The sequence below is a fragment of the Streptomyces viridochromogenes genome, assembly GCF_001270495.1.
GTDB classification, from domain to species: Bacteria; Actinomycetota; Actinomycetes; order Streptomycetales; family Streptomycetaceae; genus Streptomyces; species Streptomyces viridochromogenes_A.
This window is the reverse complement of the sequence record NZ_LGUR01000219.1, coordinates 34934-61252: the sequence shown is the minus strand read 5'-3', so window position 1 is coordinate 61252 and position 26319 is coordinate 34934. Positions and strand designations below refer to the sequence as shown.

General features: G+C 71.1%; 23 protein-coding genes and 2 pseudogenes. 9 read left to right on the top strand and 16 right to left on the bottom strand.

Annotated features, from left to right (window positions below):
* Positions 1 to 9 precede the first annotated feature (9 nt).
* From ADK36_RS30010 to ADK36_RS29980, 7 genes are all read right to left on the bottom strand, one after another.
* A complete protein-coding gene (locus tag ADK36_RS30010) occupies positions 10 to 1608 on the bottom strand; it encodes an acyl-CoA carboxylase subunit beta (protein WP_048581246.1) in 1599 nt (532 codons plus the stop codon).
* On the bottom strand, positions 1605 to 3308 hold the full coding sequence (locus ADK36_RS30005; protein WP_048581245.1) for an acyclic terpene utilization AtuA family protein: 1704 nt from the start codon (positions 3306 to 3308) through the stop codon (positions 1605 to 1607). The genes ADK36_RS30010 and ADK36_RS30005 overlap by 4 nt, the downstream gene beginning before the upstream one ends.
* Positions 3305 to 4099 carry a TIGR03084 family metal-binding protein gene (locus ADK36_RS30000; protein WP_048581244.1) on the bottom strand — a complete coding sequence of 265 codons (795 nt, stop codon included), beginning with the start codon at positions 4097 to 4099 and terminating at the stop codon, positions 3305 to 3307. Before ADK36_RS30000 ends, ADK36_RS30005 begins: the two co-directional genes overlap by 4 nt.
* Positions 4100 to 4196: 97 nt before the next feature.
* A complete protein-coding gene (locus ADK36_RS29995) occupies positions 4197 to 6689 on the bottom strand; it encodes a hypothetical protein (RefSeq protein ID WP_048581243.1) in 2493 nt (830 codons plus the stop codon).
* Positions 6690 to 6809: 120 nt separating this feature from the next.
* A complete protein-coding gene (locus ADK36_RS29990; protein ID WP_048581242.1) occupies positions 6810 to 7754 on the bottom strand; it encodes an EamA family transporter in 945 nt (314 codons plus the stop codon).
* A 214-nt stretch (positions 7755 to 7968) separates the two neighbouring features.
* A complete protein-coding gene (locus ADK36_RS29985; RefSeq protein ID WP_276525473.1) occupies positions 7969 to 9102 on the bottom strand; it encodes a lipid II:glycine glycyltransferase FemX in 1134 nt (377 codons plus the stop codon).
* Between the two features lie 211 nt (positions 9103 to 9313).
* On the bottom strand, positions 9314 to 12250 hold the full coding sequence (locus tag ADK36_RS29980) for an FAD-binding and (Fe-S)-binding domain-containing protein (RefSeq protein ID WP_048581241.1): 2937 nt from the start codon (positions 12248 to 12250) through the stop codon (positions 9314 to 9316).
* A gap of 182 nt (positions 12251 to 12432) precedes the next feature.
* On the opposite strand from ADK36_RS29980, the gene serC reads away from it, so the two are divergent.
* On the top strand, positions 12433 to 13551 hold the full coding sequence (gene serC, locus ADK36_RS29975; protein ID WP_048581240.1) for a phosphoserine transaminase: 1119 nt from the start codon (positions 12433 to 12435) through the stop codon (positions 13549 to 13551).
* 159 nt (positions 13552 to 13710) lie between these two features.
* Positions 13711 to 13863, top strand: a complete 153-nt coding sequence (locus ADK36_RS49100; RefSeq protein ID WP_159029134.1) for a hypothetical protein — start codon at positions 13711 to 13713, stop codon at positions 13861 to 13863.
* Between the two features lie 32 nt (positions 13864 to 13895).
* On the opposite strand, the gene ADK36_RS29970 is transcribed toward ADK36_RS49100, so the two are convergent.
* Positions 13896 to 14474, bottom strand: coding sequence for a TetR/AcrR family transcriptional regulator (locus ADK36_RS29970; RefSeq protein ID WP_048581239.1), 579 nt, complete (start codon positions 14472 to 14474; stop codon positions 13896 to 13898).
* Between the two features lie 68 nt (positions 14475 to 14542).
* On the opposite strand from ADK36_RS29970, the gene ADK36_RS29965 reads away from it, so the two are divergent.
* Positions 14543 to 15157, top strand: a complete 615-nt coding sequence (locus ADK36_RS29965; RefSeq protein WP_048581238.1) for a dihydrofolate reductase family protein — start codon at positions 14543 to 14545, stop codon at positions 15155 to 15157.
* Between the two features lie 48 nt (positions 15158 to 15205).
* On the opposite strand, the gene ADK36_RS29960 is transcribed toward ADK36_RS29965, so the two are convergent.
* The 3 genes from ADK36_RS29960 to ADK36_RS29950 all read right to left on the bottom strand — a co-directional run bounded on the left by ADK36_RS29960 (position 15206) and on the right by ADK36_RS29950 (position 18728).
* Positions 15206 to 16768, bottom strand: a complete 1563-nt coding sequence (locus ADK36_RS29960; protein ID WP_048581237.1) for a cellulase family glycosylhydrolase — start codon at positions 16766 to 16768, stop codon at positions 15206 to 15208.
* A gap of 125 nt (positions 16769 to 16893) precedes the next feature.
* Positions 16894 to 17721 (bottom strand): ABC transporter permease, encoded by an 828-nt coding sequence (locus ADK36_RS29955; protein WP_048581236.1) that lies wholly within the window; start codon positions 17719 to 17721, stop codon positions 16894 to 16896.
* Complete coding sequence (locus ADK36_RS29950) at positions 17718 to 18728, bottom strand: ATP-binding cassette domain-containing protein (RefSeq protein WP_048581235.1); 1011 nt, start codon at positions 18726 to 18728, stop codon at positions 17718 to 17720. Before ADK36_RS29950 ends, ADK36_RS29955 begins: the two co-directional genes overlap by 4 nt.
* 88 nt (positions 18729 to 18816) lie before the next feature.
* Between ADK36_RS29950 and ADK36_RS29945 the strand changes: the two genes are divergently transcribed.
* Both ADK36_RS29945 and ADK36_RS51050 read left to right on the top strand, forming a co-directional pair.
* On the top strand, positions 18817 to 19614 hold the full coding sequence (locus ADK36_RS29945; protein ID WP_048581234.1) for a TetR/AcrR family transcriptional regulator: 798 nt from the start codon (positions 18817 to 18819) through the stop codon (positions 19612 to 19614).
* 32 nt (positions 19615 to 19646) lie between these two features.
* Entirely contained in the window at positions 19647 to 19772 is a 126-nt protein-coding gene (locus tag ADK36_RS51050; RefSeq protein ID WP_267887426.1) for a hypothetical protein, read from the top strand.
* A gap of 161 nt (positions 19773 to 19933) precedes the next feature.
* Here ADK36_RS51050 and ADK36_RS29940 read toward each other — a convergent pair.
* A pseudogene (locus ADK36_RS29940) lies at positions 19934 to 20233 on the bottom strand (metallophosphoesterase family protein); the annotation flags it as partial.
* A 100-nt stretch (positions 20234 to 20333) separates the two neighbouring features.
* Between ADK36_RS29940 and ADK36_RS29935 the strand changes: the two are divergent.
* Together ADK36_RS29935 and ADK36_RS29930 are read left to right on the top strand one after the other, a co-directional pair.
* Entirely contained in the window at positions 20334 to 20966 is a 633-nt protein-coding gene (locus tag ADK36_RS29935; protein ID WP_048581233.1) for an RNA polymerase sigma factor, read from the top strand.
* Positions 20959 to 21930: a CU044_5270 family protein gene (locus ADK36_RS29930; RefSeq protein ID WP_048581232.1), complete on the top strand. Its 972-nt coding sequence runs from the start codon at positions 20959 to 20961 to the stop codon at positions 21928 to 21930. Before ADK36_RS29935 ends, ADK36_RS29930 begins: the two co-directional genes overlap by 8 nt.
* 4 nt (positions 21931 to 21934) lie before the next feature.
* On the opposite strand, the pseudogene ADK36_RS29925 reads toward ADK36_RS29930, so the two are convergent.
* From ADK36_RS29925 to ADK36_RS29910, 4 genes and pseudogenes are all read right to left on the bottom strand, one after another.
* A pseudogene (locus ADK36_RS29925) lies at positions 21935 to 22084 on the bottom strand (endonuclease/exonuclease/phosphatase family protein); the annotation flags it as partial.
* A gap of 345 nt (positions 22085 to 22429) precedes the next feature.
* The gene (locus tag ADK36_RS29920) at positions 22430 to 22981 is read right to left on the bottom strand and encodes a hypothetical protein (protein ID WP_048581230.1); all 552 of its coding nucleotides are present in this window, start codon (positions 22979 to 22981) and stop codon (positions 22430 to 22432) included.
* Positions 22978 to 23604: a hypothetical protein gene (locus tag ADK36_RS29915; protein ID WP_048581229.1), complete on the bottom strand. Its 627-nt coding sequence runs from the start codon at positions 23602 to 23604 to the stop codon at positions 22978 to 22980. The genes ADK36_RS29920 and ADK36_RS29915 overlap by 4 nt, the downstream gene beginning before the upstream one ends.
* Before the next feature lie 168 nt (positions 23605 to 23772).
* Positions 23773 to 24759, bottom strand: a complete 987-nt coding sequence (locus tag ADK36_RS29910) for a WD40 repeat domain-containing protein (RefSeq protein WP_048581228.1) — start codon at positions 24757 to 24759, stop codon at positions 23773 to 23775.
* Positions 24760 to 24924: 165 nt separating this feature from the next.
* Here ADK36_RS29910 and ADK36_RS29905 point away from each other — a divergent pair, with 165 nt between their 5' ends.
* The gene (locus ADK36_RS29905; protein WP_048581227.1) at positions 24925 to 25605 is read left to right on the top strand and encodes an SGNH/GDSL hydrolase family protein; all 681 of its coding nucleotides are present in this window, start codon (positions 24925 to 24927) and stop codon (positions 25603 to 25605) included.
* Between the two features lie 114 nt (positions 25606 to 25719).
* Positions 25720 to 26313 carry a Uma2 family endonuclease gene (locus tag ADK36_RS29900; protein WP_048581226.1) on the top strand — a complete coding sequence of 198 codons (594 nt, stop codon included), beginning with the start codon at positions 25720 to 25722 and terminating at the stop codon, positions 26311 to 26313.
* Positions 26314 to 26319 lie beyond the last annotated feature (6 nt).

Genomic DNA, 26319 nt, shown 5'->3' with positions numbered 1-26319 from the left:
GGTGATCCCTCACATCCGGAAGACGCCGAAGCCACCGCGCGCGCCCTCGTAGGGCGCGGTGTGGATGGCGGACAGACACATGCCGAGGACCGTGCGGGTGTCGCGCGGGTCGATGACGCCGTCGTCGTACAGCCGCCCGGACAGGAACATCGGCAGGGACTCGGACTCGATCTGCTGCTCCACCATCGCCCGCAGCGCCGCGTCGCCCTCCTCGTCGTACGGCTGCCCCTTCGCGGCCGCCGACTGCCGGGCGACGATCGAGAGCACCCCGGCGAGCTGCTGGGGGCCCATGACGGCCGACTTGGCGCTGGGCCAGGCGAAGAGGAACCGGGGGTCGTAGGCGCGGCCGCACATGCCGTAGTGGCCGGCACCGTAGGACGCGCCCATGAGGACGGAGAGATGGGGCACGCGGCTGTTGCTGACCGCGTTGATCATCATCGCGCCGTGTTTGATGATGCCGCCCTGCTCGTACTGGCTGCCGACCATGTAGCCGGTGGTGTTGTGCAGGAAGAGGAGGGGGATGTCCCGCTGGTTGGCCAGTTGGATGAACTGGGCCGCCTTCTGGGACTCCTCGCTGAACAGGACCCCTTGGGCGTTCGCCAGCACGCCGATCGGATAGCCGTGCAGGGCTGCCCAGCCGGTGGTCAGGCTCGTGCCGTACATCGGCTTGAACTCGTCGAAGTCGGAGGCGTCGACGATGCGGGCGATGACCTCGCGCGGGTCGAAGGGGGTGCGCAGATCGCCGGGGACGATGCCCAGGAGTTCGTCCTCGTCGTACTTGGGCGGGGCCGCCGGGCCCGGATCGCCGTACGCCTTGCGGTGGTTGAGGCGGGCGACCACGCGGCGTGCCTGGCGCAGGGCGTCCGGTTCGTCGACCGCGAAGTAGTCGGCGAGACCCGACACGCGCGCGTGCATCTCCGCCCCGCCCAGCGACTCGTCGTCGCTCTCCTCGCCGGTCGCCATCTTCACCAGGGGCGGGCCGCCGAGGAACACCTTGGCGCGCTCCTTGACCATGATCACGTGGTCGGACATGCCGGGGACGTACGCTCCGCCTGCCGTCGAGTTGCCGAAGACGACCGCGACGGTGGGGATCCCGGCCGCCGACAGCCGTGTCAGGTCGCGGAAGATCGCGCCCCCGGGGATGAAGATCTCCTTCTGGGACGGCAGGTCGGCGCCGCCCGACTCCACGAGGTTGACGACGGGCAGGCGGTTGGCGAGGGCGATGTCGTTGGCGCGCAGGGCCTTCCTCAGTGACCAGGGGTTGCTCGCTCCGCCGCGCACGGTCGGGTCGTTGGCGGTGATCAGGCACTCCACGCCCGCCACGACCCCGATGCCGGTGACGAGTGACGCGCCGACCGTGTGGTCGCTGCCCCAGGCGGCCAGCGGCGACAGCTCGAGGAACGGCGTGTCCGGGTCGAGGAGCAGCTCGACGCGCTCCCGGGCGAGGAGCTTGCCGCGCTTGCGGTGGCGTTCCACGTACTTGGGGCCGCCGCCGGCCAGGGCCTTGGCGTGTTCGGTGTCGAGTTCGGCGAGCTTGGCGAGCATGGCCTCGCGGTTGGCCGTTTGTTCGGGGCTCTTCGGGTCCAGGGAAGAGGCGAGGACGGTCACAGGAGGATCTCCGGGATGTCGAGGTGGCGGCTGCGCAGCCATTCGCCGAGGGCCTTGGCCTGCGGGTCGAAGCGGTGCTGGGCGGCGACGCCCTCGCCGAGGATTCCTTCGACGACGAAGTTGAGGGCGCGGAGGTCGGGGAGTGCGTGCCGGGTGACCTTCAGCGGACCGCTTTCGGGGATCAGCTGCTGGAATCGCTCGACGGTCAGCTCATGCGCGAGCCAGCGCCAGGCGTCGTCCGTCCGCACCCAGACACCGACGTTGGCGTTCCCGCCCTTGTCCCCGCTGCGGGCACCCGCGACGAGACCGAGGGGGGCGCGCCTGGTCGGGCCGGATGGCAGGGGCTGGGGCAGGGGTGGTGCGGGCACGTCGTCGAGTACGGCGGTGTCGTGGGCCGGCGTCACAGGAACCCGGCGTCCGTCATAGAGGACGGCCACATGGTCGACGACACCATGGGGGACGTACACATCCTTGAAGACCCCATAGGGCGAGCCCTTTCCGGGTGGCGCGAGCACATGGAAGCCGGGGTAACTGGCGAGTGCCAGCTCGATCGCGGCCCCGCTCAGGGCCCGTCCGACGGCCTGCTGATCCCGGTCGCGCACGACGAGCCGCAGCAGTGCGCTCGCCGTCTCCTCGGCCGGAGCGTCGGGCCGGTCGGTGCGGACGAGGTCCCAGCGGATCTCGGCGGGCGGCGACTTGGCGAGCGCGTCGGTCATCTGCTCGCGCACGAGCGCGGCCTTGGCCTCGATGTCGAGGCCGGTGAGCACGAAGGTGACCTCGTTGCGGAAGCCGCCGAGGCGGTTGACGCCGACCTTGAGGGCCGGAGGCGGGGCCTCGCCCCGTACGCCGTCGATCCGTACCCGGTCTGGGCCGTCCTGGGTGAGCCGTACGGTGTCCAGACGGGCGGTGACGTCCGGTCCCGCGTACCGGGCGCCCGCCGTCTCGTACAGCAGCTGGGCGGTCACCGTGCCGACGTCGACGAAGCCGCCGGTGCCGGGGTGCTTGGTGATGACGCAGGTGCCGTCGTCGTGGAGCTCGGCGAGGGGGAAGCCGGGGCGACGGAGTTTCCCGAGGTCATGGGCCCCGTCGTGGAAGAACGCGTAGTTGCCGCCGGTCGCCTGCGCCCCGCACTCCAGCACATGTCCGGCGACGACGGCGCCCGCGAGCCGGTCGTACTCCTCCTGCCCCCACCCGAAGTACGCGACGGCGGGCCCGGTCACCAGGGCCGCGTCGGTCACCCGCCCGGTCACCACCACGTCGGCGCCCTCGCGCAGGCAGGCCGCGATCCCGAAGCCGCCGAGGTAGGCGTGCGCGGCGAGGCTGCCGGGGTGGGCGGCGGTGAGGTCGTCGCCCTCGACGTGGGCGACCCTGACGGGGATGCCGAGACGATCCGCCAACTGCCGTACGGCGTCCGCCAGTCCGGCCGGATTGAGCCCGCCCGCGTTGGCGACGATCCTGACACCCCGCTCCTGCGCCAGCCCGAGGCAGTCCTCCAGTTGCCGCAGGAAGGTGCGGGCGTATCCGGCGCCGGGGTCCTTAAGCCGGTCGCGGCCGAGGATCAGCATGGTCAGTTCGGCGAGGTAGTCGCCGGTGAGGACGTCCAGTTCGCCGCCGGTGAGCATCTCGCGCATGGCGTCGAAGCGGTCGCCGTAGAAGCCGGAAGCGTTGCCGATCCGCAGCGCACGGGGCGCGGAGGTCACCGCGCGGCCCCCTTCGGCCCGCGGCCCTCGCCCGGCGGACCGGCGAAGACCTGGGCGATGTCGAACCAGCGGTCGGCGTCAGCGCCTTCGGCGTGCAGGGCGAGGTCGGAGCGGTGGGCGCGCTGGGTGACCAGGAGGCAGAAGTCGAGGGCCGGGCCGGTGACACGCTGCGGGGCGTCCTCGGGGCCGTATGCCCACACCTCACCGGAGGGCGAGACGAGTTCGACGCGGAAGTCGTCGAGCGGCGCCGGGAGCCCGTGTACCCCGAAGGCGAAGTCGCGGGTCCGCACCCCGATCCACACCACATGCCTCAGCCGGTCGGTGGGTGTGCGCACCACACCCAGTGCGTCGGCGACGTCCAGACCGTGGGCCCAGGTCTCCATAAGTCGGGCCGTGGCCATGGAGGCGGCGGACATGGGCGGGCCGTACCAGGGGAAGCGGCCTCTCTGCGGCGCGTCACGCAACGCCGTGTCGAGAGCGGCCCGCCCTTCCCGCCACCGCGCCAGCAGCTCGGCGGGCGGGAGAGCGGCCCCTTCCTCCGCCCCTTCGTCGACGAACGACCCCGGCGTCACCAGCGCCTTCTCGACCAGTGTGTGGAACGCCTCCACGTCGGTCACCGACAGCAGCGCCGAGTGGTCCGTCCAGGCGAGGTGTGCGATCTGGTGGGCGACGCTCCAACCGGGTGCCGGAGTGGCGAGCGCCCACTGATCGGCGCTCAACTCGGCTATCAATCGGTCGAGTTCCTCGCTCTCCTCGCGCAGATCGTCGAACACGGACGTCGGATCGGACACGGTGCGCTCCCCTCGGGGCACGGCGGTTTGCGGGGTGGTGCGGCGTGGTGAGGAGCATGGCAGCGGGAGCAGAAACAAGCAAGCATGCTTGCATTAATCAGGTCCGCGTCGCCGCTTCGGGCCCGGTCGCCTCCCCCGGCCGACGGGAAGCCGGAAGGCCCGATGCCGGAGGCGGGGGCGGGGGCTGTGCCTGCCGCAGTGCGGTGAGCAGGTCGGTCCGGATCTCCTGGAACCGAGGGGCGCGGCGGTAGCCGTTGTGGCGCTCCAGCGGCCAGAAGACCGGCTGGGCGGGGGTGCGTTGCGGTCCGGTCGGGGTGGGCACCGCCATCGGGTTCACACCGTCCTGCCATGCCTCGTCCTTCGAGCCACTGCCCTCCGGCATCCCCTCGAAGACGGGTCCCGACAGCAGGTCGGTGGTGCGGTGGACGTTGATCCAAGCGTGCAGGGGGCAGAGGTCGGGCCGGCCCTGGGCCAGGGTTTGGATCGACGCTGCGGGGGCGTAGCCCGGGTAGTGGCGGCGGAACACCGCGCCGACGGGGCTGCCGGTGGTCAGCAGGGCGATGCGCCAGCGCAGTTCGGGCCGTACCTGCCACAGGGCCGCCACGGCGATCACGGATCCCATGGAGTGCGCCTGGATCAGCATGCGCCTGCGGTCGTTCTCGCCCAGCAGGTACTCGATACGGTGCACCAGTTCGGGAACCGTGCGCACAGCCCAGGCCGCCGGGGTGAACGGGTGCGCCGCACGCGGCCAGAACGCCCCGAACGACCAGGCGAGCCCCGCGTTCCTGCGCATCTCCGGCCTCAGCACGATGGCCCGTACCGCGAACACGGCCACGACGAGCAGACCCGCCAGGATGACCGCCCCGAGGGTCGTCAGCTGCTTCAGCGCGCCGACCGTCCTCTCGCGGACGCCGAGCAGCAGGGAGCCGTCGCCCACCCAGTACGCCCCGTACATCGCGCAGGTCAGCAGCACGACGAGGACCGCCAGGGTGGCCAGGCCCCGGTCGTACCAGTTCAGGCCCCGGGTGCCCGCGTACTCCGCGAACTGGAGCGTCCGCCGCTGTCGGCGGTTGTCGTCCGCGTCGTCGGGATCGTGCTCCGTGTGGCGGCCGGTGTCCGGATCCTGGCCGGCTCCGGCGGCTCCAGGGGCGGAAGCGGTCCCCTTCGTCCAGGGTCGGCGTACGGCCGTCACCGCGGCGGCGACCCCGCCCACCACCGCGCCGACCAGCACGACCACCGGGAAGGCACCGGCGATCACCTGGACCGCGCGCGGGATGGCGGCCGCGTACGGATCACCGTCCGGGGTGAGCCAGCCCTGGGCCCACACGGAGAACGCCGCCGTATAGAGCCACCCGATGAAGCAGGCCAGTACCCCGACCACGGGCCCCAGCAGCCCGTACAAGGTCGTCCGTGACGCCGTCCCGTCCCTGGCGGCGATCATGGCGAGGCAGCCGAGGACCATGAGTCCGATCCCGACGCCCTGGGCGATGACGACGTAGTTGGCCTCCGCGCCCATCCCGGGCAACATGCCCGAACGCAGCCGCTCGACATCCCAGTCCCGCTCCGGTACCGCGCAGCACAGCATGGCGAGGGCCGTCACCACCACGCAGGCACCGACGGCGGCCCGCGCGTGCCGCAGCGGCCACCGGCGCCTGCGCCGCGGCCTCTCCTCGGACCCCCTGACCCGGAAGTACGGCCCGTCGATCACCACGAGGACAGCCATCAGGAGGGTCAGCACGAACACCGTCATGGCCGCGGTCGCGTCGCCCTCGCGCAGGTCGTACTGGAGTGGAGGAACCACCAGCAGCATGGCCACGGTGAGCAGTCCCGCACACAGGTGCCGGGTGGTCAGGCCCTCTGCCCGGGTGTTGTGCTCCCAGAAGCCGCGGACCTCCAGGGGCCGCCGCGGGCTGCCGCGGAACCGGTGCGGGTTCTCCTCGGCCTGCCTGTCCCTCTCCTCGTCCCGTTCGTAGCTCGTGCGCTGTGCCGTCCTCAGCACCGGCCGGTACTCGCGTTTGGCGTCCCGTGCGCTGAACGCCATCAGGGTTCCGACGACCAGAGGAACGAAGGCCGCCAGCACCAGCCCCACACCGGGGTCCATCCTCCGTGCGGTGCTCACCAGCGCGTTCTCCACAGCGCACCCGGAGGACTCGGCTCCGCACTGCCAGACGACCTGGTCCATGGCCGTCTGCCCGAACACGCCCACCAGCATCACGGTCAGCGACAGGCCGAGCAGCCGGGCCCCGAAGCTGTACAGGGACCCTGCCCAGGAGCGGCCTCTCGCTAATCGGGGCTGCATCCACGTCACCAGGTTGATCACGAGAAAGGGCAACAGGAAGAGCCAGACGGCCCGGCCCGCCCCGCCGATCATCAGCCGGGGCCAGTCGTACACCTCCCGCAGGACGTGCGGTTCCTGTGCGCCGTCCGCCTCCGAGGCCCGGTACCAGCCCGCGCTCCCGTCCCCGCTCACCAGCCGTACGTCCGGCGACCGGAGGGCTTCCTCCCGGTCCACCACTCCGGTCCCGGGAATGACCAGCTCGACCAGTTCCGGTGGTTCGGCCGGTTCGGCCGGTTCAGCCGGCCGTGCCAATCGCGCCGCTCGTGCCGATCGCGCCGCTCGGGGAGCCTGAGTTCCGTTGTCCATGGCAGATCAGCGTGAGGCCATGGGCAATCACTGACAATGCGTTGAAAGTACGAGCTGGGAGCGCGGTCAGGCGTGCGCTCCGGTCGGCTTCCCCCGCCCGACCTGCGTCCGCACCGCCCCCATGCTCGCCGCGATGACCAGGGCGATCGCCAGGGCCTGGAGGGCGGAGAGGGCCTGGTCGAGGATGAGGAAGCCGGCGGTCGCGGCGACGGCCGGTTCGAGGCTCATCAGGATGGCGAAGGTCGCCGCGGGCAGGCGGCGCAGGGCGAGGAGTTCGAGGGTGTAGGGGAGGACCGAGGAGAGGACGGCCACGGCCGCGCCCAGTCCGAGCGTCACCGGGTCGAGGAGCTTCGTGCCCGCTTCGGCGATTCCCAGGGGGAGGAACAGTACGGCGCCCACCGCCATGGCGAGCGCCAGCCCGTCGGCCTGGGGGAAGCGTCGGCCCGTGCGGGCGCTGAAGATTATGTAGGCCGCCCACATGGCGCCGGCACCCAGGGCAAAGGCGACACCTATGGGGTCGAGATTCTCGAAGCCTCCGCCGCCGAGGAGGAAGACACCGGCGAGGGCGAGTCCGGCCCAGATGACGTTGACGGCGCGGCGGGACGACAGGACGGAGAGGGCGAGCGGGCCCAGCACCTCGAGCGTGACCGCGGGGCCCAGCGGGATGCGGGCGACCGACTGGTAGAAGAGGCCGTTCATCGCGGCCATGGTGACGCCGAAGACGATCACCGTGCCCCAGTCGGTACGGGAGTGACCGCGCAGCCGGGGGCGGCAGATCAGGAGCAGGACGACCGCCGCCACGACCAGCCGCAGCGCCACCACACCGAGCGCGCCCGCCCGCGGCATCAGGCTCACCGCCAGGGCGCCGCCGAACTGCACGGAGATCCCTCCGGCGAGCACGAGGCCCACGGGACCGAGGGAGCCCCAGCGGCGCGGAGCACCGGCACCCGGCTCGGGGACGGCCCGGGTGCGGGTCGGTGCGGGCGTGGCGGCGGCATCGGGGGTGCTCACGGGCGTTCCAGGGCTCGACTCGGGGTGGGGCAGGGCGGGTTCCATGTGTTCATCGCGCTGTACTGCAGGGTCCATGCTAGTGGACCTACGTCAGGCGTGTGAACCCATTACGCCACTGTTCCAGGGTGTGGACGGGCCGGCCCGGACGAGCCGGCCCAGCCGCCCCGGTCCACCCCCGCCCCCCGACCACCGAGTCGCTGCGGGCCCGACCGACCTACCGCCGCGCCATGTACAGATCCAGCGCCTTGTGCAGCAGCCGGTTGAGCGGGAAGTCCCACTCCCCCAGGTACTCGACGGCCTCACCGCCCGCCCCCACCTTGAACCGCAGCAGGCCGAGCAGGTGGTTGGACTCCTCCAGCGTGTCGGTGATGCCGCGGAAGTCGTAGACGGCGGCGCCGAGTTCGTGGGCGTCGGTCATCATGCGCCACTGCATGGCGTTGTTGGGCTGGACCTCCCGCTTGCGGCTGGTGGAGGCGCCGTAGGAGTACCAGACATGGTCGCCGACGGTGATCATGGTGGCGGCGGCGAGGGTGTCGCCGTCGTGCTGGGCGAGGTAGAGCCGCATACGGTCGGGGTGTTCGGCGGTGAGCGCGCTCCACATGCGCTGGAAGTAGGGCAGCGGGCGCGGGATGAAACGGTCACGCTCGGCCGTCTCGGCGTAGAGGTCGTAGAAGGCGGGCAGGTCCTCGTGGCCGCCCCGCACGACCTTCACGCCGGCCTTCTCGGCCTTCTTGATGTTGCGCCGCCACTGCTGGTTGAGGCCGCGGTGGATGTCGTCCAGCGACCGCCCGGCGAACGGCACCTGACAGACGTAGCGCGGCTGCCCGGCGGCGAAGCCCTCCTCGCTCCCCGGCTCGGCCTGCCGCCAGCCGCCCCGCCGCAGCCGTTCGGCGATGTCGAGGGCGCGCTGATCGCAGGACGTCGGCTCCGCGTCGCGCAGCCGACGGGCGGCCGGGTCGGCGATGGCGGCCTTCGCCGCGTCGCTGTTCCAGCGGCGTACGACGACGGGCGGGCCCATCTTGACCGAGAAGGCACCCCTGCCCTTGAGGTACGCGAGCATCGGTGCGAGCCACCGCTCGGCGAGGTCGGGCGCGTGCCAGTCGATCAGCGGCCCCTCCGGCAGATACGCCAGGTACTTCTTCAGCTTCGGCAGCGGGCGGTAGAGCACGAGCCCCGCCCCCACCGGCCGCCCCTCCTCGTCGAACCACCCCAGGCTCTCCGCCGTCCAGTCCGGCTTCACCTCGCCCCAGGAGGGGAGCTGTGTGTGGCTGGCGGAGGGGCGGGCCGCGACGAAGGCGAGGTGCTGGTCGCGGGTGAGGGGCTGGATGCGCAGAGGCGGTCGGGTCACGGACGGGGCTCCTTGCGGATGGCTGGTCGGGCCGGGTTGGGTCGGGCCGGATCGGGCCAGCCTACGAAGCCGCCCCCTGGGCGCAGCGGACCGGGAAGTACTGGTCGTGGAGCCTCACTCCGGTGGCCGTGAAGTCCGCCCGGGTGTCGATCGCGCGGCGCACCGGGACAGTACCCTTCACCGCTCACCCACCACATCGCCACCGTCACCGTCACGCCTCCCCCGACCGGTGACCCTCCAGCCCGTCCGCCAGTCCCTGGGCCAGCCCGTCCGCCAGCACCTCCGCCAGATGCCGTCCCCGCACCCCCGCCAGCTGCTCCAGCTGCGTCCGGCAGGAGAACCCGTCGGCCAGCACCACGGCCCCCTCGCCCGCCGCCCGCACCCCCGGCAGCAGCCGCTCCTCCGCACACGCCACCGACACCTCGAAGTGCCCCTTCTCGAACCCGAAGTTGCCCGCGAGACCGCAGCAGCCCCCGCTCAGCTCCCCGTTCAGCCCCGCGGCCTCGCGCAGCCGGCGGTCGGCCTTGTCGCCCAGGACCGCGTGCTGATGGCAGTGGGTCTGCCCGACGGCCGGCCGGTCCACGCGGGGCGGGGTCCAGTCCGGAGCGAGCCGTTCCAGCGTCTCCGCGAAGGTCAGGACACGGTCGGCCAGGCGGCGGGCGCGCGGATCGTCGTGCAGCAGTTCCGGAAGGTCCGAGCGCAGGGCGGCCGCGCAGCTCGGCTCCAGGACCACGACCGGGGCGGCCGTCTCCAGCACCGGCTCCATGAGGTCGAGCGTGCGCCGCAGCACCGCGCGGGCGCGGTCGAGCTGCCCCGTGGAGACGTACGTCAGGCCACAGCAGACCCGCTCCCGGCCCCGCAGCAGCGAGACCGGGTCCATCGCCACCACCACACCCTCGCCCGCTCCCCCCTTCGCTCCCGCTCCCTCGTCCCCCGACGGCGTCTTCATGCGCACCGTCGGCGGCAGCGCCACCCGCAGCCCGGCCGCCTCCAGCACGCGTACGGCCGCCTGCCCCACGGACGGCGAGAGGTGCTCGGTGAAGGTGTCCGGCCACAGGATGACCAGGTCGCCGCGCGGGCCGGCGGGAGGCTTCTCGCGCCGCTCCCACCACCGGCTGAACGTCCGCGTCGCCAGCCGCGGAATATCCCGCTCCGGCGCGATCCCGCCGAGCCGCTTCGCCGCCCACGCCAACGGCGGTACGGCGGCCAGGGCGTTGGCCAAGGACGCGGTACGCGTGCGTGCCACCAGGCGCAGCCACTCCGGCAGCCGCCCCATGCTGTGGTGCGCGGCCGGCCGCCGTCGGCCTTCGTAGTGGTGGTGCAGGAACTCCGCCTTGTACGTGGCCATGTCGACCTCGACCGGACAGTCGGACCGGCACCCCTTGCACGCCAGGCACAGGTCCAGCGCGTCCCGTACCTCCGTCGACCGCCACCCGTCGGTCACCAGTTCCCCGGCGAGCATCTCGTGCAGCAGCCGGGCACGCCCGCGCGTGGAGTGCTCCTCGTCTCCGGTGGCCCGGAAGGACGGGCACATCACGGCGGGGCCGGTCGCCGACGTCGTACGGCACTTGGCGACCCCGACGCAGCGCCGTACGGCCGCCGCGAAGTCCCCGCCGTCGGCCTGGTAGCCGAAGGCGACGTCGACCGGCTCGCGGGGCAGGACGGAGAAGCGGAGGTTCGAGTCGAGGGGCGCCGGGCGCACCAGCATCCCCGGGTTGAGCAGATCGTCGGGGTCCCACACCCCCTTCGCCCGCTCGAAGAGACCGACCATCTCCTCCCCGTACATCCTCGGCAGCAGCTCGGCCCGTGCCTGCCCGTCCCCGTGCTCCCCGGACAGCGAGCCTCCGTGCGCCACGACGACCTCGGCGAGCTCCTCCGAGAAGCGCCGGAAGCGGCCGATGCCCGCCTCCGTCAGCAGGTCGAAGTCGATACGGACGTGGATGCAGCCGTCCCCGAAGTGTCCGTACGGCGTGCCGCGCAGCCCGTGGGCGGTCAGCAGCGCCCGGAAGTCCCGCAGGTAGGCGCCGAGCCGCGGCGGCGGCACCGCGCAGTCCTCCCAACCGGGCCAGGCCTCACTCCCGTCGGGCATCCGGGTCGCCGTACCGCTCGCGTCCTCCCTGATGCGCCACAGGGCCCGCTGCCCGGCCGGATCGGTGACGACCAGGGCGCCGACGACATCGGCGGCCCGCACGATCGCCTCCGCACGCGCGCGTGCCTCCCCCTGCGACTCCCCGCCCGTCTCGACGAACAGCCAGGCGCCGCCCGCCGGAAGCGAGTTCGGCGAGGGCACCAGGTCGGCCGCCATGCCCTCCACCGTCAGCGGCCCGTACGGCAGCAGCCCCGCGGCCGCCTCCGCCGCCGCGCTCTCGTCCGCGTACGCCAGCACGGCGAGCGCACGCGCGCGTGGCGCCTCAACCAGCCGTACGACCGCCTCGGTGAGGATCCCGAGGGTGCCCTCGCTCCCGCAGAAGGAGCGGGCGACATCGGCGCCCTTCTCGGTCAGCAGGGCGTCGAGCGCGTACCCGGAGATGCGGCGGGGCAGTTCGGGGAAGCCGGTCCGCAGCCGGGCCAGGTGCCCTTCCACCAGCTCCCGCAGTCCCTCCGGCGCACCGGCCCACCCCTGCCCGAGCCGCAGCCGCGCCCCACGCGCCGTGAGGACGTCCAGCTCCCGCACACTGTCCGCGGTCGTCCCCCACGCCACCGAGTGCGAGCCGCACGAGTTGTTGCCGATCATTCCGCCGAGCGTGCAGCGGCTGTGGGTGGAGGGGTCGGGGCCGAAGCGCAGCCCGTGCGGGGCGGCGGCGCCCTGGAGACGGTCGAGGACGACACCGGGCTCGACGACGGCGGTACGGGTCTCCGGGTCCAGGGACACGATCCGGTTCATGTGGCGGGTGAAGTCCAGGACGACCCCGGTGCCGGTGGCCTGTCCCGCGATGGAGGTGCCTCCGCCACGTGCCACGACCGGCACCATGTGGTCGCGGCACACCTCCAGCACGGCGGCGACGTCCTCGGCGTCATGTGGTGCGACCACACCCAGGGGGACTCGCCGGTAGTTGGAAGCGTCCATGGTGACCAACGCCCGGGAGGTGACATCGAACCCGACCTCGCCCCGGACGACGGCACGCAGCGCAGCTTCTAGATCCCTCATGCCTCCAGCAAACCAGCCGATGCCCGGCATTCCAGCCCGTCCGGCCCGTGAGGACGAGGCCCCTTCAGGGCCGAAGCAGGGGTCTGGGGGCGACAGCCCTCAGCTCCGACGCCCACCGAAACGCCGTCTCACCCGACGGACGAGGTTTCACCGAGGTTTCCCGAAACAGCTACGCTCGCCCCGTGGCTGAGATCCAGATTCCCGCTGACATCAAGCCCGCCGACGGACGTTTCGGCGCGGGCCCCTCCAAGGTGCGGACGGAAGCGCTGGACGCGCTGGCCGCGACCGGCACCTCCCTCATGGGCACCTCCCACCGACAGGCCCCGGTCAAGAACCTGGTCGGCCAGGTGCGCGAGGGCATCCGCGAGCTGTTCCAGCTGCCCGACGGCTACGAGGTGATCCTCGGCAACGGCGGCTCCACCGCGTTCTGGGACGTCGCGACGCACGGCCTGATCGAGAACAAGTCGCAGCACCTGAACTTCGGCGAGTTCAGCTCGAAGTTCGCGAAGGCCGCCAAGCTGGCCCCCTGGCTGGCCGAGCCCACCGTCATCGCCAGCGACCCCGGCACGCACCCGCAGCCGGAGGCCGAGGCGGGCGTCGACGTCTACGCCTTCACCCACAACGAGACCTCCACCGGCGTCGCCATGCCGATCAAGCGCGTGGCCGGTGCCGACGAGGGCGCGCTGGTCCTGGTCGACGCCACGTCGGGCGCCGGCGGCCTCCCGGTCGACGTCTCCGAGACCGACGTCTACTACTTCGCCCCGCAGAAGTCCTTCGCCTCCGACGGCGGCCTGTGGATCGGCGTCTTCTCCCCGGCGGCGATCGAGCGCGCCGAGCGCGTTCACGCGTCCGGCCGGCACATCCCGGAGTTCTTCTCGCTGCCCACGGCGATCGACAACTCCCGCAAGAACCAGACGTACAACACCCCCGCCCTCTCGACCCTCTTCCTCCTCAACCAGCAGCTGGAGTGGATCAACGGCCAGGGCGGCCTCGACTGGGCGGTCCGCCGCACGGCCACCTCCGCCCGCACGCTGTACGGCTGGGCCGAGGACATCAAGTACGCCAGCCCGTTCGTCACCGACCCGGCCAAGCGCTCGGCGGTCATCGGCACGATCGACTTCACGGACGAGATCGACGCCGCCGCCGTCGCCAAGGTCCTGCGCGCCAACGGCATCGTCGACACCGAGCCCTACCGCAAGCTCGGCCGCAACCAGCTCCGCGTCGCGATGTTCCCGGCGATCGACCCGGCGGACGTCGAGGCGCTGACGAAGTGCATCGACTATGTGATCGAGAAGCTGTAACCGTACGAGGTACGTACGCCGAAGGGCGCCCCGCGGAGTCACGCGGGGCGCCCTTACTGATCGTCGGAATCCGAGGGCGCGTGGCCCGCGCCGCGCGCTTGCCGCGTCGGCTGCGAAAATCGCTGTCCGGTTGCCGGAGCACGGTGATGGACACCCGGAGTGGAAAAGACTCTGCAGTTCCCCGATCTGCTGCGGCTGATCGACGAACGGTCGGCCGCCTTCAGCGCAGCGGTCGCCTCCGCGCCCAGCCTCGACGTGCAGGTGCCGACCTGCCCCGAGTGGACGCTGGCTCCAGGCCTGGGACCCGGATGAGTAGGACGTGACGCCGAACAGGGCCGAGTCGCCTACTCCGCCGCCACGATGCGCTCCACCGCGGCCGTCACCAGCTGTTCCCGCTCCGCCTCGGTGAACACGTCCGGCAGGGTGAGCTGCTCGACGATCAGCCAGTTCAGCGTCAGCATGAGCAGTTTGACGGCCGTGGCGTCGCCGGGGAGGCCGGAAGCCTCGTGATAGGCGACGTTGGCGTCGACATCGGCCCGGACCCGCTCGGTGAGGACCTTGCGCAGTTCGGGGCGGCGGGTGGCCTCAAGACGGAGTTCCAGCAGCGCGAGGTATCCGGTGCGGAAAGAGGCGACGCGGCCGACGAGTTCGCGCATCAGCGCGGCGTAGGTCTCCCGGTCGCGGTCGGCCGTCCGATGGCGGACGATCGTGGCCTCGTCGGGCTGGAGTCGCTCGTACACCCGGGCGCCGACCTGGGTGAACAGGTCGTCGCGGTTGGCGAAGTAGTTGGACGCCGTGCCGGCGGGAACGGCGGCCTCGGCATCCACGGCCCGGAAAGTCAGGCCGCGCGCGCCCTCTCGGGCCAGCACCTCGATCGCCGCGTCAACGAGGGCCGCGCGCCGCTGGTCGTTGCGTCTCACCATTGACACCACTCCAGATGTAGTACTACGTTGAAACCACTACAAACAGAGTACTACATGTGGGGGTCGCTGTGCGAAAGCTCGTGTACTACATCGGCATCTCGCTCGACGGCCGCATCGCCGGTCCCGGCGGCGAGTTCGGGTTCTTTCCGCAGGGCGACGAACAGCAGGCCGCCGCCTACTCGGCCTGGGTGAACGCGCTGTACCCGGACACCGTCCCGACCGCTTACCGGGCGGCCGCCGGGGTCGCCGACGCACCCAACCGGCGTTTCGACACCGTCGTCATGGGCCACGGCACCTACCGGCTCCCCCTCGACAACGGGATCAGCAGCCCGTACGCCCACCTGCGCCAGTACGTGGTGTCCAGCACCCTCAAGCCGGACACCGATCCAGCCGTCACCGTCGTACCGAGCGACCCGCTCGCCCTCGTCCGCGAACTCAAGGGTGAGGAGGCGGGCACCGGGCTGGACATCTGGCTCTGCGGGGGCGGCCGACTCGCGGGCGCCCTGTTGCCCGAGATCGACGAACTGCTGATCAAGACCTATCCGGTCGTCGCCGGTACCGGAATCCCGGTGTTCGACGGCGCCTTCGACCCCACCGTCTTCGACGTCGCCGAGCGCACCGCCTTCCCCAACGGGGTCACTCTCACCCGTCTCACCCGCCCCGCCCGCCGCCAGTTTGAGTAGTTCGAACGGGCTCCGTCCCGACGAGGCCACGGAGCCCGTTCGCACCGGTCATCCCGCCGCACAACTCACGCTCGGCACACCCCCGCCCCCAGGCGCGCCCCCGAACCCGAAACTCGCCGAACCGCCCACCGGCACCGCCCCGTTGTGCCCGGCGTTGGACGCGGTCACCGTCGCGCCGCTCTGCGTGTAGGACGCGTTCCACATGGATGTCACCCGCTGGGAGCCGGACCAGGTCCAGGTCACCTTCCAGGAGGTGAGCGGCGTCGCCCCCGTGTTGGTCACCTTCACCTCGGCATTGAAGCCGCCGCCCCAGTCGCTGCTGACGGTGTAGGCGGCAGCGCAGGTGGCCATGCCGCCGCCAGGGTCCGGGTCGGGGTCGCCCCCGCCGCCCGCCGGGAAGCCCGGCGCCTTGATGCTCGCCAGGTATCCGTCCTTCACCGTGTCCACGGTCGACCAGTCGTCCTTGAGGATGCCGCCCGTGTCCCCGGAGTTGGGGTTCCAGGACCAGAAGGTCCAGTGGAACGAGTCCGCGCCGTACGTCGACGTCGACCGTAGGTACGTCACCAGCGCGGTCAGCCACTTCTGGTCCACCGTCGACTGGAGTGTCGTACCGAACTCGCCGAGCCAGACCGGGGCGATGTTCTGCTTGAAGATGTAGCCCCAGTACTTGTCCCAGACACCCGGCATGTTGGCGGGGAACGACGGATCGCCGAACCAGGGCTGCTGGGCCACGCTGGTGGCGTAGTCGTGGGCCGAGTACACGAGCCGGTTCGGGACGTTCAGCTGGACCGGGTACTGGGCCACGCCCATGAGGTTGCCGCCCCACCAGCCGTTGACGCCGTCGTGCGACTGGACGCCCTCGACCATGACGAGGAGATCCGGGTTGGCGGACAGGACCGCGTTCCCGGCCCGCTGGGCGGCCAGGCGCCAGTCACGGGTCGTGTCGCCGCAGCCCCAGCAGGCGGGGTCGTGCGGCTCGTTGTGCAGGTCGATGCCGATGACGGTCGGGTTGCCGGCGTAACGCGTCGCCAGCGCCTTCAGGTTGGCGATCCACGTCGACTCGGGGACCGCCGTCGTGTACCAGAGCGCCGACTGGCCGCCCGCGTCGGGACGATGCCGGTCGAGAACGATCTTCAGGCCGATCTGACCGGCGTACGCCACGATCCTGTCCATGACCTGCAAGGACGTCAGGCCCCGGAGGTCGGCGTTCTTGCCGCCGTCGAAGTTGATGCTGTCCGGCAGGGTGCCGGACTTGAGGATGTCGTCGCTGAAGGGCAGGCGGAGGGTGTTGTAGCCGAGCGAGGTCATCTGGTCGAGCATGCTCTTGTAGTCGCGGGACCAGAGACCGTGGGGGACGTGGTTGGCGGTCTCGAAGCCGAACCAGTTGATCCCGGCGATCCGGACCGGCTGCCCGGACGCGTCCAGGATCTGCCGTCCGCTGGTACGCCAGTAGCCGGCGCCGGCCTCGGCGGCCTGTACGCCCCCGGCACCGGTACCGGCGTCCCGTACGGCACCGGACTTCGCCGCATGGGCGGCCTGCGCACCGGCCCCCAGCGGTAGCAGCAGCGCGGCGGCCACCGCGCACAGCGCTCTTCGCAAGCTGCGGAACATGTCCCTTGTTCCTCTCGGGGTGGCGCGGCCCCGGAACGATGGGAGCGCTCCCATACACCGCGCACCTCCCAGGAAACTGACGCACCATGGGCACGTCAAGGAGGTGCGCGGCATTCACCCGTTCACTACCGGCTCAGCTTCTGGAACCGGCGCACCGCCAGCGGCAGGAAGACCGCCGTCAGGATCACCGGCCACACCCCCGCCATCAGCAGCGCGTGCTGCTCGACCCAGGAGTCCCCGGCCACCGCCGCGCCCGGCACCCCGAACAGTTCGCGGCTGGCCGCCGCCGTGGAGGAGATCGGGTTCCAGGCCGCCACCCAGCCCAGCCAGTCGGGCATCAGCTGGGGCGCGACGAAGATGCTGGAGATCATGGTGAGCGGGAAGGCCACGGCGAACAGGCCACCGGCGGCCTCCGGGTTGGGCACGAGCAGGCCCAGCCACACCCCGATCCAGATCAGCGCGAACCGCAGCCACAGCAGCAGCCCGAAGGCGCCGAGGAAGCCGAGACCGCCGTCCGGGCGCCAGCCCATCGCGAAGGCCGTCAGCATCATGATCGCCAACTCGGCGCAGGCGGCGAGGAGATCGGTGATCCCGCGCCCGGCGACCACCGCGGACGAGGCCATCGGCATGGAGCGGAAGCGGTCGATGACGCCCTTCGTCGAGTCGTAGACGACGAGCGTCGCGGTGTTGATGAAGCCGAAGGCCATCGTCATCACGAACATGCCCGGCATCAGGAAGTCCTTGTAGTCCCCGCCGCCGGGCACCTTCATGGCGCTGCCGAAGACATAGCCGTAGAGGAGGACGGACAGGATCGGGAAGCCCAACTGCCAGGCGATGTTCACCGGTTGGCGCTGGTAGTGGGTGATGCCCCGGCGGACGATGTTCCAGACGTCGGCGAGGGCCCAGTACACGCGGCCGCGCGTGGCCGGGACGGTCAGGTCTACGGCGGTCATGCGACGGCCTCCTTCTGTGCCGAGGGGGTGGACTCGGTGCGGTGTCCGGTCAGGCGCAGGAACACGTCGTCGAGGCTCGGCCTGCGCAGCCCGATGTCCTCGACCTGGACGCCCTCGTCCTGGAGGGTCCGCGCCACCTCGGTCAGCGCGGACACCCGGTCGGTGACCGGGGCGTGCACCCGCAGCTCCTCCTCGTCCGCCTCGGGTTCGCCGTCCGAGACCCGGGCGACCACCTTCACCGCGCGCGCGATGTCGGACCGCTCGGCGACCACGACCTCGATACGGTCGCCGCCGACGAGGTTCTTCAGCCCGTCCGGGGTGTCGTCGGCGATGGCCCGCCCCTGGTCGATGACGGTGATCTGCGAGGCCAGCTTGTCGGCCTCCTCCAGATACTGCGTGGTCAGCAGTACGGTCGTGCCGCTCGCCACCAACGCCCGCACCGACTCCCAGACTTCGCCGCGACTGCGCGGGTCGAGTCCCGTCGTCGGCTCGTCGAGGAAGAGGACGGCCGGGGCGAGGATCATCGAGGCGGCGAGGTCGAGGCGGCGCCGCATACCGCCGCTGTACTTGCCGACGCCCCGGTCGGCGGCGTCGGTCAGGTCGAACTGCTCCAGCAGTTCGGTGGCGCGCAGCTTGGCCCGCTTGCCACCCAGGTGGAAGAGCCGGCCGAACATCTCCAGGTTCTGCCGGCCGGTGAGCACCTCGTCCACGGCCGCGTACTGCCCGGTGAGTCCGATCCGCGCCCGCACCTCGCGCGGCTGCCCGGCCACGTCCAGTCCGGCCACCGTCGCCCGGCCGCCGTCCAGCTTGATCAGCGTGGACAGGATGCGGACGGCGGTGGTCTTGCCGGCGCCGTTCGGACCGAGCAGGCCGTGCACCGTGCCCTCGCGGACGGCCAGATCGAAGCCGTCGAGGGCGCGCTTCTCGCCGTAGCGCTTCTCCAGCCCCTCGGCCCGCACCGCGTATCCGTCGCCGTATCCGTCGTTCCCGACGTTTCCCTCACCCATGGGGTCCCCCTTTCCTTAACTGGGTACACCGTACCCGATTGCGCGTACACCGTACCCAGTTTTTTTGGAAGGACTTAAGCTGAAGTGCATGACGAGCGGCAAGGGCGGTACCAGCGGTACGGAGACCAGCGGCAGCGGCGATATCGTCCGCACCCTGGAGCTCCTGTGGGAGACGGGCCGGCGGCCCAGTCGCGGACCCAAGCCGGCCCTGACGCTGGACCAGATCGTGGAAGCGGCCGTCCGCGTCGCGGACACCGAGGGGCTGGAGTCACTGTCCATGCGCCGGGTCGCCGCGGAGCTGGGCACCGGCACGATGTCGCTCTACCGCTACCTCCCCGGCAAGGCCGAGCTGCTCGACCTCATGCTGGACCGCGTCCAACGTCCCTCCGAGAACCCGGCCGACCTCGGCGACGGCAGCTGGCGCTCGGCGCTGGAAGCCCTGGGCCGCGCGACCCTCGACCTCTACCGCCGCCATCCCTGGCTGCTCCAGGTCAACCAGTCCCGCCCGATCCTGGGCCCGAGCGCCCTCGACGGCATGGAGAAGGTGCTCGACCGCATCAAGCCGATGGGCCTGACCGACCCCGAGCTGGTCTCGGCGATCATCATGATCGACGGGTACGTCGTCGGGGCCGCGCGCACCCAGCTGTACGCGCAGGAGGCGGAGCGCCGGACGGGCCTGACGGACACGGAGTTCTGGCAGGCGCAGACGCCGATGCTGGAGAAGATCATGGCCTCCGGCCGCTACCCGCTCCTCGCGACCCTCGACGAGGACACCTGGGGCCCCGACTTCGACCACTTCGAGTTCGGCCTGCAGCGGATCCTGGACGGCCTGGAGGTCTTCGTCGCCCGGCGCGCGGCGGAGGAACAGGCGGAGGAACAGACCTAAGGCCGAGCCGTCGACGGCTCCGGCGGCACCTCATGCCCGGCAAGGCTGAGCCTGACACGGGTGTGGTCCTCCGCCTCGACGCGAACCTGTTGCCCCCGGTGGGCGGTGAGCCGATGCGCGACGGCGACGAGCCGCCGCCGGTCCGCCACACCCGCTGACCGCCGGGCCGAAACCGGCTCAACAGCTTGCAGTTTGCGGCTGGCGACGATCCTGCTGGCTTATTCCGTGCCCGGCGGGGCTGGCGGCTCGTTGGTAGGCGTCGTTGATCGTGTAGTCGGTGTTCGTTCGGCTGCCCGCTGTCGTGGATGGGGCGCGAGTGTCACGAACTGTGGTCGCGTCCGTCCCGTGGAGCGAAGGCTGCGAGGGCGTCGGCGTCGGTCGCGCGAGCGTGCAGGAAGTAGCCGGCCCATTCGGTGATGTCGGGATAGGACGAGTCCTGGCCGAGTTGGGTGGCTGCGGCCTCGATATCGTGCGTGGTGCGGAGTTCGACGCCCGGCCCCAGCAGGGCCCAGTGCGCTCCGGTCCGTCCGTAGGGCATGCCGATGCTGCCGGGGTTGATCACGAGCCGGCCGTGGGCGAGGCGGACGAACGGCATGTGGGTGTGGCCGCAGACCACGGTGTCGCCGAGGGGGTCTGAGGGAACCGCTTCGGCGCGATGGGCGAAGGACAGGTGAAAGCCCAAGTATTCGAGCATCGTCCCTTGGACGAGAGGAGCCCCGATGACCGTCGGACCAGGCGTCGGCATCGGCACCGCGCGTGCCGATGCGGAGAGCGACGCCTCAGTGATCGCGCGGTCCCGGGATGAGCCCGAGGCGTTCGCCGCGCTCTTCGACCGGCACGCCGACGCCGTGCACCGCTATGCGGCCCGCCGCCTCGGCGGCGAGGTCGCCGATGACCTCGTGGCGGAGACCTTCACCACCGCATTCCAGCAGCGGCATCGCTACGACCCGGCCCGCGGCGCGGGCGCCGACGCCCGGCCCTGGCTGTTTGGCATAGCGACCAACTTGGTCGGCCGGCATCGGCGGGCTGAGGCCCGCCGGTTCAAGGCCATGGCCCGGGTCCCGGCCCTCGCCGACCACGACGAGCCGCTGGCCGACCGGGCCGCGGACCGGGTGGTGGCGCGGGCCGTACGCCGCGAGCTGGCGGCGGCGCTGGCCGCGCTGCCCGCTCGGCACCGGGACGTGCTGCTGCTGGTGGCCTGGGGTGATCTCGGCTACGAGGAGGCGGCCCAGGCCCTCGGTATCCCCGTGGGCACGGTCAGATCACGGCTGCACCGGGCTCGCGGCAAGCTGCGCGAAGCATTGGGCGGATCCAATCCGACGGCACTGCGAGAGGCATCCGACCATGAGTGACGAACTCGAACTCTTGAGGGAGTGGGACGCGGACGCGGCCCCGCTCACCGGTCCGGCCCGGGACCGGGCCCGGCACCAGCTGCTCAACGCGATGGCCCACGCGGACCAGCGCACCGGCACCGGCACCGGCCCCAGTCGCCGCCACGCACTGCGCCTCGCGGCGTCCGCGGTGGTCGCCACGGCGGTTACGGGGACGGCGGTGCTGATCGGCACGGACGGCTCCGGCGAGGACGGCGCACCGGGCACGAGCACCCCGCGGGTGGAGAACGCCGCCGCGACGGTGCTGAACGGGGCGGCGGCGTGGGAGCGCGAGCAGGAGAAGGAGCCGGTGGCACCCCGCGACGACCAGTTCATCTACTCGAAGCGGATCATCAAGGAGACGGAGCAGAAGACCGGCAAGGTCAAGACCTACACCGACGAGATGTGGGACTCGGTGGACGTCTCCAAGCCCTCCTTGACCATGGAACTGGGCCGCGAGATGTGGGAGGAGCCGGCGGGGAAGGGCGGCGGGGTGTGGCCACCCCGGAAGTGGAGCGAGCTGAAGAAGCTGCCCCAAGACCCGCAGAAGCTCATCTCGACCATCATCTCCGGCTCCCTCGGCGGGTCCGACGACCGGTCGATCAGCGATCTCGACAAGCTCGAGCGGTTCGAGGCCTACTGGCTGCTCGGCGAGCTCCTGAAGAACCCGGTGCTGCCCCAGGGACTGCGCCCCGCGGCGTACGAGGCGCTGGCCCTTGTGCCCGGCGTCAAGACGATCCCGGGAGTGAAGGACTCCGCCGGGCGGACCGGGGTGGGGATCGCCCATACCGAGCGCGGGTACAAGTACCTGATCTTCGACCCGGCGTCGTATGAATTCCTGGGCTTCCGCGACGAGCGGATCTCGGCTTCCGGGAAGAAGAAGTACATCCAGCTGTCGCACGTCGTGGACTGGGGGATCGTCGACCGGGTGAAGCAGCGCCCGTAGGCCGCTATCCCGAGGCCGGGACCCGCAGGGCCGCCGGCACCGGCAGATGGTCGCCGGCGGCCCTGAGGATTGCCTCCGGGAGATCAGTGGGGATGCCGCAGCCGAGGACCTCGCCACCCGGCGTCGCGAACGCCGCGTCGATACGGCGGTCCGGGGTTGAAACGGCAACGGCCTGCTCGTCAGTCAGGAATTCCACCGGCACGCGGTGACCATGCCGGGGTGCGGTCCTTCTCGGCCGGGACGCCGGCTGTCGCCGATCCTGCTGGCTTAGTGCGCGGTGGCCTCGACGGCGTTGAACCTCTTCTTGACGTGCGGCGTGGCGTTCCCATTGGAGTCGGCCGCCGTTGGACCTGACGCTGCATCCGGCAACACGCTCGGGCTGGACACAGAATTTCCGTGGTGCCTTCCGCAGGCCGCGGCCTAACGTTGTAGAGGTCTCGAATCACCGCACGGCTCGCAACCTGCATCTGCTCCGGTCCGTTCGCGCGTGCTTACCCACCTACGGTGTCGGCTCCGCGACCATGGCGATCCAGCTCAGCAGCCCCACGGGGACGGCGACCAGGACGGCGTACCCCACCCGGTCGGCCGCCTTCTGGCGCCGCGAGGGCTCCCGGCGGTGGTCCTCGCGGCGTCGGTCCGCCCCGCGCGGCTTGATCGCCTGGTACGCGAGGACCGCGAGGACGGCCACGCAGATCGAGACCTGCCAGAGCTCGCCGACGACTCCCCAGAACCCGACCCGCTGGAGCGTCTCCGGCTCGATACCTTGCCGCGCGTCGAACTCCGTGCCGTCCGGGTAGTCGCGTCCGGTGTCCTCAAGGGGCACGTAGTCGGCGTCCGCGGCGGTCTTCCTGTCGGGCGTGAAGTCCCCGTGGCAGTCGTAGTCGGAGTGCTTGCCGCTCAGGTCGGTGTCGTAGCAGCGCTCCACCTTGTACGTGCCCGGGGTGCCGTAGATACCGGCGGACAGGGCCATGTCGGCGGTCGCGGTGACGCACCAGAAGGCCATGACGAGGGCGAGGAGGACACCGCTCACCCAGCCGAGAACGCGCTTCATCCGCCCACCATGATGTTCGGTTCCTTCTCCAACAGCCGGGAGATACCGGCCTGTTCGGCGAGGAGGGTGCGCTGCCGGCCGGCCTGTGCGCGCTCCTCCTCGTACTTCGCCCAAGGCGCGGGCTGCAGGAAGAGCATGGCGTTGCCCGCCGGCACGATCATGACGCCGCCGAAGGCCGGGTCACCGGCGAACCAGGCGCCGCCCGCCTCGGCCTCCGCCGGCCAGCGGCGCACCGTCGAGGCGTTGACCGCACGCAGCGAGGGGGCACCGTGCTGCCCGCGCACCGAGAGCCGGACGGTGTGCACATCGCCCAAGTACTTCCGTTCGGAGCCCTTCTTGGACACCCGGGTGCGGTACTCCAGCGGGTAGGTGCGCAACACCTTCTCGCACACCTTGAGGCGCGAGCCGTGGCGCAGCCGGAGCAGCAGGAAGATCAGCACGAAGAAGGCGGCCGGGATCGCGAACGCCGGCAGGGCGGCGTCATACGCGACCAGATGCGCCGCGTACGGCACCGCGAGCAGACCCCCGGCGAGCGCGAGGCGCGCGGCTGTGTGCCGGTACAGCAGCGCGCGGTTGTGCTTGAGCACCTGGGCGACGTCGGGTGCCGCGGGTGGGTTGTCCATGCGGGGCGGAATGGTCCTTGTGGCTGGATCGCAAGATCGGCCGGCTGGGCCGGGGGGACGCTATCAGGGCCCGCAGCAGGGCCACTTGCCTGCTCGCGAACCTGCGCGATCTCCCCTCATCCCCTCCCCTCATCCCCTCCCCTCGTCCCGTCCCCTCACCCTCTCCGCTCATCGCCTCCGCAGCAGCCGCCGGAACCCGAAGACGACCACACAGCCGACGAGTACGGCGATGGCGCCGACCTTGAGGTCCCCGGTCCTGCCGCCGTCGTCACCGTCGCCCGGCGAGGCCGAACTGCCGCTGCCGGAGGAGGAGTCGGAGGACCCGGCGTCGCCGGGCGCGTCCTCGGCCACCACCGCGCTGCCGACGCCCTCGCTGCCGAGCATGAGCTTGGTGCCGTCGGTCGAGTAGCTGGCGGACTCGCCCTGGCCGAGGGGCACGCTGATGCGCTCCAGCCGCTTGAGCCTGCCGCCGTTCCAGTCGTAGGCGACGCCGCCGAAGTAGCCGCGTACGGCGAGCGTCTTGCCGTCCGGGGAGAAGGCGGCGTCGGTGGCCCACATGTCGACGGGGACGGTGGGCTTGAAGACGTTCGTGCCGGAGGCGGAGAGCTCGGCCGGGCCCTCGTACAGGTGCCCGCCGTCCTCCTGCTTGTCGATGATGTAGACGCGCCCGGTCCTGGGGTGCACGACGAGGGACTCGGCGTCGCGGCTGCCGTCGGAGTACTTCACCACGTACTGCGTGGCACGGACCGTCTGGTCCTTGAGGGTCTTGGGCTCGGGGAGGCGGTAGATCCAGACATAAGGCCACTGCACACCGTCGTTGTCGCCGATGTCGCCGACCCAGATCTCGTTGTCCGGCCCGATGGAGATCGCCTCCACGTCGCGCGGGGTGCCGACACCGGTCATGGTGATCCTGGCGACGGTCTCGCCGGTGGCGCTGTCGACGGCGTAGAGGTAGGCGCCCTCGTCCTGGTCGTTGTGCGTCCAGTAGACGCCGGGGTGCAGGCGCGAGGCGGCGAGGCCGCTGGACTCGGTGATGCGCGGGTCCTTGATCGTGAAGTCCTCGGTGCCCTTGCCGTCCCCGTCGGCGGCGGAGGCGGGCAGGGCGCAGGCACCCGCGAGCAGGAGTCCGGCGAGAAGGGCGATCGGTCGGCGCATGCCCCAAGCCTGCCATCCGGCCTGGTGATTCGGAGGCCGGGTCGACGGAGGGTGACGGTCGGTGGCACGTCCGTGGCGCGTCGGAGTGGCGTGGTCGGAGTGGCGTGTCAGGCTTCACACCCCGCCTGCCCCTACCGCCAGGTAGCGATCGTCCATCATGAGCGGATGCTCAGGTTCATGCCCGTCGGCGACTCCCAGACCATCGGCAGCGCCGGCGAACACACGTGGCGCTACCGCATGTGGCAGCACCTGCGTGAGACGTACGGCGGCCCCTTCGCCCTCGTCGGCCCGCGCGAGACGCTCTACGACAAGGCCCTGGACGCCCCCACGTCGTACGAGTACGCCGACCCCGACCCGGCCTTCCCCCGCGCCCATCTGGCCGGTTGGGGCGAGGGCTGGCTGCACATGGCGCCGCTGATCGGCGAGGCGGTGCGGACGTGCCGGGCGAACGTGCTGCTGGTGGCGCTGGGCCTGATCGACCTCGGCTTCTACACGAACGCCGAGCAGACGGCGGAGAACGTACGGGCCTTCGTGGCCGAGGCGCGCTCGGCCGACCCCCGGGTGCGGATCGCCGTCCTGCCGGTGATCCCGAACGTCCGCGCCGAGACGGAGCCGGCCTTCGCGGCCGAGGTCGCCCGCTTCAACGAACTCCTCGCGAAGGCGGTCGCCGACCTGGACGAGCCGCGCTCCCCGCTGCTGCTGGCGTCGCCGCCCCCGTCGTACGACATCCACCTCGACACGTACGACGGCACGCACCCGAACGCGAGCGGTGAGCACAAGATCGCGGAGGCGTTCGCGGAGGCGATGTACCAGGCGTGGGACCTGGGCGAGCCCTACGCGGTGTGATCCTTGCGCCGCATGATCTGGTATGTGAGCTTCCTCTCCGTGTCAGGTCACCGTGCGTATCGTTGTACTGCGCGGTAGCACTCGTCGATGGGGCAGCCGGGGAGGAGCGCCACGATGACCGTCCTTGAAGACAGGATCGCGATGGCCCAGAGCGACGACACGTACTGGCTCGACGAGATGTTCGAGCGGCTCGAGAAGATGCCCGTCCCCGAGGGATACAAGGTCGAGATCGTCGAGGGGACCATCTACATGTCGCCGCAGCGGGACATCCACTGGGAGACCATTCGCAGGATCGTCCGAGCCTTGGAGGACACGTTCGGCATGGACGTCAAGGTGTTCTCGGACGTCCGCATCGACTTCCCCGGTCGCAAGAACGGCCTCGCCCCGGACGTGGCGAAGCTGCGCGACGGTGCCCAGAAGAACGCCGAAGGCCGCTGGCGCCACGAGGACGTCGAGTTCATCGCCGAGGTCATCTCCACGGACACGGCCAAGAACGACTACGGTCCCAAGAAGACCGCGTACGCCCTCGCCGAAGTCCCCGTCTATCTCATCGCCGACCCGTACACGGGCAAGTGCCACCTCTTCACCCAGCCCAAGGACGGCGACTACGTGAGCGACACGTCCATCACATACGGCGGGGACGTCGACATGGCCACCACTCTCCTCGGCCTCACCCTGAAAACGGATGAGTTCCCCCGCGACCGATGAGAAGCT